Annotated in this window: 9 protein-coding genes and 1 pseudogene; 7 read left to right on the plus strand and 3 right to left on the minus strand. The window is 71.5% G+C overall.

The window, feature by feature from the left end:
* Window positions 1-16: 16 nt before the first annotated feature.
* The gene (gene leuE, locus DEJ50_RS20165; RefSeq protein WP_150209356.1) at window positions 17-673 is read left to right on the plus strand and encodes a leucine efflux protein LeuE; all 657 of its coding nucleotides are present in this window, start codon (window positions 17-19) and stop codon (window positions 671-673) included.
* 37 nt (window positions 674-710) lie between these two features.
* Here the strand turns inward: leuE and DEJ50_RS20170 are convergent, their stop codons facing one another.
* From DEJ50_RS20170 to DEJ50_RS20180, 3 genes are read right to left on the minus strand one after another with little or no spacing between them, the layout of a single operon-like run.
* Window positions 711-1,871: an acyltransferase gene (locus DEJ50_RS20170; protein WP_317852552.1), complete on the minus strand. Its 1,161-nt coding sequence runs from the start codon at window positions 1,869-1,871 to the stop codon at window positions 711-713.
* Window positions 1,868-3,238 carry a polysialyltransferase family glycosyltransferase gene (locus DEJ50_RS20175; protein ID WP_150209357.1) on the minus strand — a complete coding sequence of 457 codons (1,371 nt, stop codon included), beginning with the start codon at window positions 3,236-3,238 and terminating at the stop codon, window positions 1,868-1,870. Before DEJ50_RS20175 ends, DEJ50_RS20170 begins: the two co-directional genes overlap by 4 nt.
* Complete coding sequence (locus DEJ50_RS20180) at window positions 3,238-4,212, minus strand: glycosyltransferase family 2 protein (RefSeq protein WP_150212242.1); 975 nt, start codon at window positions 4,210-4,212, stop codon at window positions 3,238-3,240. The genes DEJ50_RS20175 and DEJ50_RS20180 overlap by 1 nt, the downstream gene beginning before the upstream one ends.
* A 198-nt stretch (window positions 4,213-4,410) precedes the next feature.
* On the opposite strand from DEJ50_RS20180, the gene DEJ50_RS20185 reads away from it, so the two are divergent.
* The 6 genes and pseudogenes from DEJ50_RS20185 (at window position 4,411) to DEJ50_RS20210 (ending at window position 11,356) form a co-directional block, all read left to right on the plus strand.
* Window positions 4,411-5,724 (plus strand): DUF6716 putative glycosyltransferase, encoded by a 1,314-nt coding sequence (locus tag DEJ50_RS20185; protein ID WP_190344581.1) that lies wholly within the window; start codon window positions 4,411-4,413, stop codon window positions 5,722-5,724.
* A pseudogene (locus tag DEJ50_RS20190) lies at window positions 5,721-6,440 on the plus strand (cytidylyltransferase domain-containing protein); the annotation flags it as partial. The gene DEJ50_RS20185 and the pseudogene DEJ50_RS20190, both read left to right, overlap by 4 nt.
* A 59-nt stretch (window positions 6,441-6,499) precedes the next feature.
* Window positions 6,500-7,408, plus strand: coding sequence for an N-acetylneuraminate synthase family protein (locus DEJ50_RS20195; protein ID WP_150209359.1), 909 nt, complete (start codon window positions 6,500-6,502; stop codon window positions 7,406-7,408).
* 46 nt (window positions 7,409-7,454) lie between these two features.
* The gene (locus tag DEJ50_RS20200; RefSeq protein ID WP_190344583.1) at window positions 7,455-8,657 is read left to right on the plus strand and encodes a hypothetical protein; all 1,203 of its coding nucleotides are present in this window, start codon (window positions 7,455-7,457) and stop codon (window positions 8,655-8,657) included.
* 159 nt (window positions 8,658-8,816) lie between these two features.
* Window positions 8,817-10,073 (plus strand): amidohydrolase, encoded by a 1,257-nt coding sequence (locus DEJ50_RS20205; RefSeq protein WP_150212244.1) that lies wholly within the window; start codon window positions 8,817-8,819, stop codon window positions 10,071-10,073.
* Between the two features lie 230 nt (window positions 10,074-10,303).
* Window positions 10,304-11,356, plus strand: coding sequence for a BMP family protein (locus tag DEJ50_RS20210; protein ID WP_150209361.1), 1,053 nt, complete (start codon window positions 10,304-10,306; stop codon window positions 11,354-11,356).
* The last annotated feature ends 184 nt before the right edge of the window (window positions 11,357-11,540 follow it).

Below are 11,540 nucleotides of genomic sequence, written 5' to 3' on the forward strand. Positions count from 1 at the left end.
GGCGACACTCCTGCACATGCTGGGTGTCATCGACCTTCCGACCTACCTCGCCGCCCTGGTGCTGATCATTGTGCTGCCCGGGCCGAACTCCCTCTACGTGCTGTCCGTCGCGGCCCGGCGCGGGGTGCGCGAGGGATACCGGGCCGCCGCCGGGGTGTTCACCGGGGACGCCGTGCTGATGCTGCTGACCGCGGTCGGCGCCGGGGCGCTGCTCCAGGCCAGCCCGGTGCTGTTCGGCATCGTGAAGCTGGTCGGCGCCGGGTACCTGGGCTGGATGGCCTTCGGGCTGCTGCGGGCCGCGGTGGTGATGTGGCGGGACCGCCGGGCGCGGCAGGAGGAACTGCTGGCGGAACCGCAGCCGGCGGCCTCCGCCGCCGCCGAGCGGCCGTACCGGCGGGCCCTGGTGGTGAGCCTGCTCAACCCCAAGGCGATCCTGTTCCTGCTGTCCTTCTTCGTGCAGTTCGTGGACCCCGGGTACGCCTACCCGGCGCTGTCCTTCCTGCTGCTCGGCACGCTGATGCAGCTGGGCAGCTTCCTCTACCTGAGCACCCTGATCTTCACCGGCACCCGGCTCTCGGCCGCCTTCCGGCGGCGCAAGCGGCTCTCCGCGGGCGCCACCTCCGCCGCCGGGGTGGTCTTCCTGGGCTTCGCGGCCAAGCTCGCCGTCAGCTGAGCCGGCCGGGTCGCCCGGGTCGGCCGGGTCCGCCGGGTCAGGCGATTTCGCGGTCCAGGGCGCGCCGCAGCTTCGGGGTGAGGGGACGTTCCACCAGCCGGTGGATCAGCCAGGCCAGCACCAGCATGATCCCGACGGTGGCCGCGAAGGTGGCGACCGCCGGCACCTCCAGCCTTCGGTGCAGGGTGTGGATGACCACCCAGCCCAGGTGCTCGTGCACCAGGTAGAAGGGGTAGGTGAGGGCGCCGGCCACGGTGAGCCAGCTCCAGTTCATCCAGTCGAACAGGCCGACCGCCACCAGGGCGATCAGCGCGAACGCCAGGGTGACAATCGCGATGATCACCCAGGACTCGCGGTACGAGAAGAACTTCGGGTTGGGCGCGTGCCACAGGCCGGCCACCGCGTAGTGCTGGCCCATCAGCCAGCCGAGGGCCGCGATGCCCCAGCCCGCCATGTCCCGGCGGTTCCGGTGGACCAGGTAGAGGCCGATCCCGCCGATGAAGAACGGCGCGTACTCGGGCATCAGAGCCATGGCGAGCAACTCGTTCTCCGAGGCGTCCGCGACCACCGCCGCGACGGCCCAGACCGCACAGAACACCAGGGTGCGCTGCCGGCCCCCGCCCGGCAGGATCACGAAGAGTGCGAAGAGCACGTAGAAGCGCATCTCGGCCCACAGGGTCCAGCAGACCCCGAGCACCCGCTCCGCGCCCATCGGCTGCTGGAACATGGTGAGGTTGGCCAGGAAGTCCGTCGGTGACACGGTCCGCCAGGCCACCATCGGCAGCGCGAACACCACCGTGACGAGGACGACCGCCACCCAGTAGGCCGGGTAGAGGCGGGCCACCCGGGAGGCCAGGAAGGACCGCAGCGGCCTGCCCCAGGCGCTCATGCAGATGACGAAACCGCTGATGACGAAGAAGAACTGGACACCCAGCGGGCCGTACGCGAACCAGGGCGCGGCATCGGGGAAGAGGTCCCGGGGCGAGTCCCCCCAGGCCTTGGAGATGTCCCCGTTGCGCCCGCCGAAGTGGTAGAGCGCGACCATCAGCGCGGCCAGCAGCCGCAGCCCGTCCAGGGCGCGGAGCCGGCCGTGGGAGGGGCCCGCGGACCGGGTGGCCGAAGGGCCGGCGGAAGACGCGGCACTGCCGCCCGCCCGGGAACCCTCGCGGTCCTGGGCGGGCAGGGCGGTGGTACTCACCTGGACTTCCCCCAGGACTGCTTCTGCAGCCGGCGGATCCGGCGCACGGCGCGGCGCAGGGCCGGACTCTTCGGGAGGAAGGAGAGCTGGGCCGGAATCCCGCCGGGCAGTCCGAGCGTGGTCAGGCGGCGCCGTTTGAAGTACCGCCAGGTGTGGTCGTTCAGATGGGCCGACAGGTACTGCTCGGCCTCCTCCCGGCGGGCGGCGAGGACCTGGGACTGCATGGCGTACCCGACGGCGGTCAGCAGGCCGGAGAGCTCCGTGCGGACCTGCTCCGGGCCGGGCACGGCCCAGGAGCGCACCGCCGCGGCATCGGCCAGGTCGGGCAGCAGGGCGTCGACCACGGTCATCGGGACCCGGTTGCTGTTCTGGTACGGGGCGACCCGGTCCAGGAGCCGGCCGGTGCCGGTCCGGGCGACCGGGAGGCCGTACAGGGTGGCGGCGGTGAGCAGTCCGGTGGAGAAGCAGCCCACGACCAGGGCCGGGCGCAGCCGCTGGTAGACCACCTCGGCCAGGACCGGGGCGGTCAGTATGGTCAGCCGGGCGCCGAGCCGGGCGGCCTCCTCCTCCACGGTGCGGGAGTAGCGGGCGGGCGCGCTGGGGTGCGGCTTGAAGACGATCTCGGTGTGGCCGAGGGCGTGCGCCCCGCGGACCATCGCCAGGTGCAGTTCGTCCTCCTCCTCGGGGGTGAGGAGTTCGAGGGCGGACAGGTACTGGCCGAGCAGCAGGGCGGGCGCCTCGGGGAGGTCCGGCACGTCCGCGTCGGCGGTCTCGGCGGAGAGTTCGGCGAGTACCTTGAGGAAGGCGTCGCCGGGCACCAGCTCGGCCGGCACCCCGAACTCGGTGAGCAGCAGCGGCTCCAGGCCGGGCACCAGGTCGAGGTGGAGCACCCGGCGGATGCGCATGCCGAGCTGGGCGTCGAGCTTGAACCGGGTGGGGCCGTAGCTCATCAGCCCGTCCGCGTACACCTCGACGGAGGCGCCGGGGAAGAGCTGGCACAGCGCCTGCGCGGGGGAGACCTGGATGGACTCGACGATCAGCTCGATCCGGTCCTCGCCCAGCCCCCACACGGTGCGGAGCTGACGTTCCCACAGCGGGACGTCCTCGGGGCGGGGGGACCAGGCGCTCGGGTGGAAGGGCTCGATGGTCCGGTTCCAGTCGAGGTGCTCGTCGAACCGGGTGCGCAGGGCGCCGAAGCCGGGCATCGCCGCGAGTCCGGGGGCGACCTCCGGGATCACGGCGTTGTTGCTGGTCAGCAGGATCCGCCGGGAGGCCGGGGCGAAGCTGCCGGCGTCGATGGCGGCGGCGAGCGTGGCCATTCCGTACAGGGTGGAGGCCACGAAGATCTGGGTGGTACGGCCGTTCATCAGGCGACCGCCCCGTCGCCGGCCCGCCGGCGGAGCCGTCGCAGCAGCACCGAGCGTTCGGTGTCCATGGAGTTCAGGGCGGCGTCGAGCACATCCTGCGGCATTCGTCCGAGCGCTGCCGAACTCATCGAACGGAGTTTTTTGGCCACGGCCGGTTCGAACCTTTCGATGGAGCCGATGTGGTGCGCGATGATTGCACAATATGTGCGAACGGCTTTCGGAAGCAGTAGGGCGGCATCCCGGTCCGCAGCGGTTTCCGAGATCACCTGATCGAATGCCCTGATGAAATCGAGCTGACGGATGTCGCCGATCTGGGTCAACGAGGTGGAAACCCCGCGCCGGTAGAAGATTCCGGGCAATCCGACCGAGGCGAAGGACTCCGCCTCGCGGTGCAGCCGCCAGATCCACGGCCGGTCCTCGGCCGTCCGCAGCCCGTCGGTGAAGTGCAGCAGCCCCCGGTCCAGCAGCCGGCGGTGGTACATCCCCGCCCAGGCGTACGGATAGTCCACCGAGGTGGGCCGCTCGGCGGGCAGGATCGCCGTCCGCGGATCGGCCGGCACCCCCTGCGGACCGTACGGAATGTGCTGCACGGTCCGGGTCTTCCCGGTCACCTGGACATGGTCATTGCGGACGAAATCGCAGCTCAGCGCCTCTATGGCGGCCAGGACGCGCTCCAGGTGGCCGGCTGCCAGCCAGTCGTCCCCGTCCATGAACGTCAGGTACTCGCCGGAGGCCGCGTCCAGTCCGGTGTTCCGGGCGGTGGCCAGACCGCCGTTCTTCTCGTGTCTGAGGTGCACCGCCCCCGGCAGCTCGCGCGCCGCCCGCTCGAGCAGCTCGGGCGTCCCGTCCGTCGAGCAGTCGTCGACGAGGAGGAACTCGAAGTCGTCCCGCGCGTTGAGTTCGAGGCTTTTCAGGGCATCCGGTGCGTATGTCTGCACGTTGTAGAACGGCACGACAACAGAGAGCTTGACCACCCCGGAGACATTAGGGCGTGGTGCGGCATTCATCATGGACCGGGTGAAGATTTTAAGTGAACGACGCGTGGCGGCGGCGTTAACCTGCCCCGCCATTTCGCCGGCACCGTCCGGATTCTCATTTCGTCGACGGGTTGTTAACCCTCCGTTGTGCGTTCGTTGGGCCGATCACCGGAATTCCGGCATACCTTCTGGCCCGTGCCAGTAAGCAAGCGGGTCGCAGTGCTCGCCGATTCCGATACGCGATGGAAATGGGGCGCACTCACCGCGCACCGCATCGCTCCCGACTGCGCTGCGGAGGACGGCAGCCTGACCGGCTTCCTGCTCCGCGGCCGGGCCACCCCCACCGCCCGCCAGCTCGGCGAGGTAGGCGTGCAGGCCGACCGGCTCGACGAGGTCACCTGCGCGGAGTTCCTCGCCGAACTGCGCCGCGAACACTACGACGTGGTCGTCCTCGCCCTGGTCGGCGGGGCCGTCCAGGCCGTGCTGCACGGCATCCGCGCCCTCTGGCCCGAACCCGCGCGGCGGCCCGTCCTGGTCACCGGCTATGTGGGCGTGGTCTACGAGAAGCTCGCCGACGGCCTGCTGCTGCGCCACGGCGCCGATGTCGTCCTCGCCAACTCCCGCCACGATGCGGACCGGTTCCGCGCCGTCTACGAGGGAGCGGGCGCCGATGCCGGTGCCGTCACCGAGACCGCCCTGCCCTTCCTGGACGGCCCGGCCTACGTCCCGGCCGGCAGCCGCGCCCACACGGTGGTCTTCGCCGCCCAGCCCTCCGTGCCCGCCGGCCCCACCGAGCGCAGCTACCTGCTGCGCCGGGCCGCCGAGCACGCCCGGCTGCACCCGGACCGCGAGGTCCTGATCAAGCTGCGCAGCAAGCCGGGCGAACACACCACGCACATCGAGGAACTGCCCTACCAGCGGCTCGCCGAGAAGCTGCCGGCCGGACTGCCCCCCAACTGCCGCCTGGTGTACGGGAACATGGGCGAGGTACTGGACCGCACCGACCTGCTGGTGACCGTCTCCTCCACGGCCGCGCTGGAGTCCCTGGCCCGTGGTATCCCGACCGCCGTCCTCACCGACCTCGGCATCCGCGAGGCCCTCGGCAACCACCACTTCCTCGGCTCCGGCTGCCTCGTCTCCTGGGACGGGATCGACGCCGGCCTGCGGCCCACCGGAGACCCGGACTGGCTGGCCGCCCAGGGCGTCACCTCCGACGCCCCGTACGAGGCCGCCCGGGCCCGGATCGCCGCCCTCGCGGCGCTGCCCGAACTCCCGCCGGTCGCCCCGTACTACACGGCCGCCACCGCCCCCGGCTACCTCCCCGGCATCCTGGCCCGCCACCACCTGGCCCCCGACGGCACCGTGCTGCCGGGCGCCGCCAAGGCCCTCTCCGAACGGTCCCGGCTGCGCCGCTACCTGCGCACCTACCTGCGCGAGGCCGCCCGCGGCACCTACCGCCACGGCGTCCAGCGGGTGGCCCCGGTCATCCGCCGGCTGGGGGAGCTGTGACCGCGCCCGCCACCGCCCCGCGCGTGGTGGCCGTCATCCCGGCCCGCGGCGGCTCCAAGGGCGTCCCCGGCAAGAACCTGGCCGAGGTGGCCGGCATCCCGCTGGTGATCCGCGCGGTCCGGGCCTGCCAGGCCGCACCCACGGTCACCGAGGTACTGGTCTCCACCGACTCCGCCGACATCGCAGCCGCTGCCCGCGCCGCCGGTGCCGAGGTGGTCCGCCGCCCGGCCGCCCTCGCCGGCGACACCGCCACCAGCGAATCGGCCCTGCTGCACGCCCTGGACGCGTACGAGGAACTCCACTCCGTCCAGGTGGACGTGGTCCTGCTGGTCCAGTGCACCAGCCCGTTCCTCACCGCCTCCGACGTCGAGTCGGTCGCCGCCGCCGTCGCCACCGGCCCGGCCGACTCGGCCCTCACCGTCGCCCCGTTCCACGGCTTCCTCTGGCGGACCACCCCCGAAGACGGGGGTGCCGGCGTCAACCACGACAAGGCCACCCGCCCCCGCCGCCAGGACCGCCCCCAGGACCTGCTGGAGACCGGCGCCGCCTACGCCATGGACGCGGCCGGCTTCCGCCGCGCCCGGCACCGGTTCTTCGGGCACACCGTGCCCGTCCTCACCGACCCCGCCCGCGTGCTGGAGATCGACGATCCCCACGACCTGGCCCGGGCCCGCGCCCTGGCCCCGCTGCTCGACCCGAGCGCACCCACCGAAACCCACACCCCTCCCCGAGTACACGCACCAGCACCCGTACCGACCGAAGGACGTCCCCTGTCATGACCGCCATCCCGAACGCCCGCTTCCGCCCCCTCGGATCGCGCACCGCCGGCCCCGGTCAGCCCGTCTACGTCGTCGGCGAGATCGGCATCAACCACAACGGTGACCTGGCCAACGCCATCGCCCTGATCGACGCCGCCGCCGAGGCCGGCTGCGACGCCGTGAAGTTCCAGAAGCGCACCCCGGAGATCTGCACCCCGCGCGACCAGTGGGACATCGAGCGCGACACCCCCTGGGGCCGGATGACCTACATCGACTACCGCCACCGCGTCGAGTTCGGCGAGGACGAGTACCGCGCCATCGACGAGCACTGCAGGCAGCGCGGCATCGACTGGTTCGCCTCCCCGTGGGACACCGAGGCCGTCGCCTTCCTGGAGAAGTTCGACGTCCCGTGCCACAAGGTGGCCTCCGCCTCCCTCACCGACGACGAACTGCTGCGCGCCCTGCGCGCCACCGGCCGCACCGTGATCCTCTCCACCGGCATGTCCACCCCGCAGCAGATCCGGCACGCCGTCGAGGTCCTCGGCAGCGCCAACATCCTGCTCTGCCACGCCACCTCCACCTACCCGGCCAAGGCGGAGGAGCTCAACCTGCGGGTGATCAACACCCTCCAGGAGGAGTACCCGAACGTCCCGATCGGCTACTCCGGCCACGAGACCGGCCTCCAGACCACCCTGGCCGCGGTCGCCCTCGGCGCCACCTTCATCGAGCGCCACATCACCCTCGACCGCGCCATGTGGGGCTCCGACCAGGCCGCCTCCGTCGAGCCGGGCGGCCTCGCCCGCCTGGTCCGCGACATCCGCACCATCGAGACCGCGCTCGGCGACGGCATCAAGAAGGTCTACGAGTCCGAGCTCGGCCCCATGAAGAAGCTCCGCCGCGTCCAGGGCGACCTCGCCGCCGTCTGATCCGGCGAACCCATCCGCCCGACCTCCCCGGAACAGGAGTCACGTGGTGAACGCTGTCGCTTCCACTCTGGCTTTCGTCGAGAGCCCGGTCCAGCTCCTCAACGTGCTGGAGTGGGCACACGCTGACGCGGCTGCCGCCACCGACGCGGTGCCGGACCCCGGGCAGGTGCTGGCCGGGGTGCCGCGCCAGCCCGACCGCCGGGTCGCAGCGGCCGGGGAGGCCGGGGAGGCGGGGGAGGCCGGGGCCGGCGGCTCCCCGGACGGTGCCGCCGCCGCGCGGCCGTTCCGGATCGTCGTCCTGCCGCCCACCGACCCGATGTCGCGGGGCCAGCTGCGCCGGATCGCCGGGATCGCCCGGGACCAGGGGCACACCGTGCAGTGGCAGGAGGCCCGCGGCGGCTCCGCCGCACCCTTCAAGGCACTGGCCTCCCTCGCCGGGGAGGTCCGGCGGGCCGACCGGGTCGTCGTCGGCGACCCCTTCTCCCGGTTCGTCCAGCTGCTGCTGGTGCCGGCCCGGGCCAAGGAGCTGGTGGTCGTCGACGACGGCACCGCCACCATGGAGTTCCTGGCCCAGCTCGGCCGCGGCGAGCGGCTCCGCCGCTGGCACCGCACCGGCACCGGCACCCTGGCCCGGATCAAGGAGCTGGCGTACGCGCCGGTCTCCGGCCGGGCCCGGCGCCGGCTGACGCCCGGACCGGACCGCCGGGTGGAGGTGTTCACCTCCATGCCCGTCACCCCGCTGCCCGGCATGGTCCTCCGGGTCAACGACTTCGCCTGGACCCGCTCCCGGTTCGGCCCGCCCCGCCTGACCAAGGGCACCGACCTGGTCGGGACCTCCCTGGTGGAGACCGGGGTGGTCGACGCGGACCGGTACCTGGAGGCGGTCGGCCGGCTGACCCGGGTGCACGGGGCGACCCGCTACTTCGCCCACCGCCGCGAGTCCCCGGAGAAGCTGCGTGCGCTGAGCGAGGCGACCGGGCTGGAGATCGTCCGCCCGGACCTGCCGCTGGAACTCATCGCCCGCAGGGGGCCCATCGGCCGTACGATCGTGAGCTTTCCGTCCACGGTCGTCCACACCCTGCCCTACGCACTTGACGGAACCGGGGTGAAGGTCGCCGTCTGTGACATCGACCCGTCCTGGCTGACCGCGACCACCTCCTCCCGGGCCCGCGGGTTCCTGGCCGGGGTCGCCGACACGGCCCGGGACGTGCACAGACTCCCCTCACAGGCGGCCCCCGCGGCTGGATGAACACCGGAGGGGGGCCGGAGGAGCGGCGGAGTTTACCCCCGCACATACGGGCTCATGCGTCCGGAGGACGGGATTTCTTCCCCGAACGGGTTGAACTTTTGCCGATCTCCACCCGGTTGGCGGTTGGGTGCGCCTAACCTTCAACAGGTGAACCAGTTGATGTCCCGCGAGTCCCAGACCGCCCTGCCCGGAGAGCCCGCCCAGCCCGAGCTGCCGGGCAAACTCCCGGAACACCTGCGCACCGAACTGATCGCGTTCCGCCGGGACTTGCACATGCACCCCGAGCTCGGTCACCAGGAGTTCCGGACCACCGCCGCGATCAAGGCACGGCTGGAGAAAGCCGGCCTCCGGCCACGGGTGCTGGACTCCGGCACCGGCCTGATCTGTGACGTGGGCACCTGGGACGGCCTACGGCCCATGCTGGCCCTCCGCGCGGACATCGACGCCCTGCCCATTCCGGATGCGAAGACCCACGTTCCGTACCGCTCCACCGTCCCCGACCGGGCCCACGCCTGCGGGCACGACGTGCACACCGCCGCCGTGCTCGGCGCCGGCCTGGTGCTGGCCGGGCTGGACCGGAAGGGACTGCTGCCGCGGCCGGTCCGGCTGCTGTTCCAGCCCGCCGAGGAGGTGCTGCCGGGCGGTGCCACCGAGGCGATCGCCTCCGGGGTGCTGGACGGCGTAGGGAAGATCATCGCGGTGCACTGCGACCCGCGGGTGGACGCCGGCCGGATCGGCCTGCGGGTCGGCCCGATCACCTCGGCCTGCGACCGGCTGGAGGTCAACCTCGACGGGGCCGGCGGCCACACCGCCCGGCCGCACCTGACCACCGACCTGGTGACGGCCGCGGCCCGGGTGGCCATCGACGTGCCGGCCCTGCTGGCCCGCCGGATGGACGCCCGCGCGGGGATGTCCATCACCTGGGGCCGGATCGAGGCCGGGCACGCCTGCAATGTGATCCCGATGCACGCGGAGCTGTCCGGAACCGTGCGCTGCCTGGACCTGAACGCCTGGCACGAGGCGCCGGACCAGATCCACGCGGCGATCGACGAGGTCGCCACCATGCACGGGGCCAAGTTCGAGATCAACCACGTCCGCGGGGTGCCGCCGGTGGTCAACGACCCGGTGGTCACCGAGCTGCTCCGGGAGGCGATGGCGGCCCGCAACGGCGCCGACTCGATCGAGGACACCGAGCAGAGCCTGGGCGGCGAGGACTTCTCCTGGTACCTGGAGCACGTCCCCGGTGCCATGGCCCGCCTCGGGGTCCGTACCCCCGGGGACACCGCCAAGCGGGACCTGCACCGCGGGGACTTCGACGTGGACGAGTCCGCGATCGCCGTCGGCGTGGAGTTCTTCACCGCCGCCGCACTGATCGACGGGCACCGTGCCCGCCCGCTCGGTCAGACCGTGCGTTAGACCGCCGCCCACATCCCCTTACAACATCAGCGTGTCGGCCGCCGGACCTGTCCAGCCCTTGGTACACATGGGCAGGGCATGTCCGGCGTCACCGTTCGGTCACTGTCCGGTTCGCGACGATCCGATAACGACTCATGAACGGGCCTTTAACTGACATCTACGCGCGTTACGATCGCCGCGAAACCAGCGCCGGTCGTGGCGCTTCGGTCAGGTTTTGAAGGAGCCTCCCCTTGCGCCGGATCACCAGGATCGCAACCGTGGGCATCGCGTCCGCGGCCCTCGCTCTCTCCGCCACCGCATGCGGCGGAAAGCAGTCCGGGGACACCGGGTCCTCGGACTCGAAGGAAGCCACCGCTGCCATCGCGTACGACATCGGCGGCCGTGGCGACCAGTCGTTCAACGACGCCGCCTACGCGGGTCTTCAGATGGCCGAAAAGGACCTGAAGGTCAAGGGCAAGGAGGCCGAGCCGACCGAGGGTGAGTCCGAGGCCGACAAGGTCCAGCGTCTCACCGAGCTGGCCCGCAACGGCTCGAACCCGGTCATCGGCGTCGGCTTCGCCTACGCCCCGGCCATCAAGAAGGTCGCTCCGAAGTTCCCGAAGACCACCTTCGGCATCATCGACGACACCTCGGTGACCGGCCCGAACGTCGCCAACATGGTCTTCAACGAGGAGCAGGGCTCCTACCTGGCCGGCGTCGCCGCCGCCAAGGCGTCCAAGTCCGGCACGGTCGGCTTCATCGGCGGTGTCGAGGTTCCGCTGATCAAGAAGTTCGAGGCGGGCTTCACCCAGGGCGTCAAGGACACCAACCCGAACGCCAAGGTTCTGAGCAAGTACCTCACCCAGCCGCCGAACTTCGACGGTTTCGCCAAGCCCGACCTCGGCAAGGCCGCCGCGGAGGGCCAGCTGGCCAACGGCGCCGACGTGATCTACTCCGCCGCCGGTCTGGCCGGCTCCGGCGCCATCGAGGCCGCCGCCACCAAGGGTGCGTGGGCCATCGGCGTCGACTCCGACCAGTACAACCAGGAGGGTCTGGCCAAGTTCAAGGACAAGATCCTGACCTCGGTCACCAAGGACGTCTCCGACTCGGTGTTCAACCTGATCAAGTCGGTCAAGGACGGCAAGCCGCAGGTCGGCGAGGTCCGCTACGGCCTGGACAAGGACGGCGTCGGCCTGGCCGACTCCAACCCCGAGTACAAGAACATGGCGGAGCTGCAGGCTGCCGTCGAGAAGGCGAAGAAGGACATCATCGCCGGCACCATCAAGGTCAAGACCACCCCGTAAGGACGTGGTCGGCCGGGGTCCGGTGAGGCTGCACCGCAGCCTCCCGGGCCCCGAGCCGCATTTACCCTTGGACGATCAGTCGTCCCAACTTTTCATTTTTGACAGTGCTACGCGCGTAGAGAGCCCGCGGACGCGATAGCGTCACCCCCCGCCCTGTCCCCCTGCCTTCGACTCCTTTCGGCCA

Source organism: Streptomyces venezuelae (genome assembly GCF_008642295.1).
Taxonomy (GTDB): Bacteria; Actinomycetota; Actinomycetes; order Streptomycetales; family Streptomycetaceae; genus Streptomyces; species Streptomyces venezuelae_C.

What these genes read in the sequence shown, in the direction of transcription:
- leuE (WP_150209356.1), top strand. Translation starts at nt 17, where the DNA reads ATGCTGGGTGTCATCGACCTTCCGACCTACCTCGCCGCCCTGGTGCTG.
- DEJ50_RS20175 (WP_150209357.1), bottom strand. Translation starts at nt 3,238, where the DNA reads ATGAACGGCCGTACCACCCAGATCTTCGTGGCCTCCACCCTGTACGGA.
- DEJ50_RS20195 (WP_150209359.1), top strand. Translation starts at nt 6,500, where the DNA reads ATGACCGCCATCCCGAACGCCCGCTTCCGCCCCCTCGGATCGCGCACC.
- DEJ50_RS20205 (WP_150212244.1), top strand. Translation starts at nt 8,817, where the DNA reads ATGTCCCGCGAGTCCCAGACCGCCCTGCCCGGAGAGCCCGCCCAGCCC.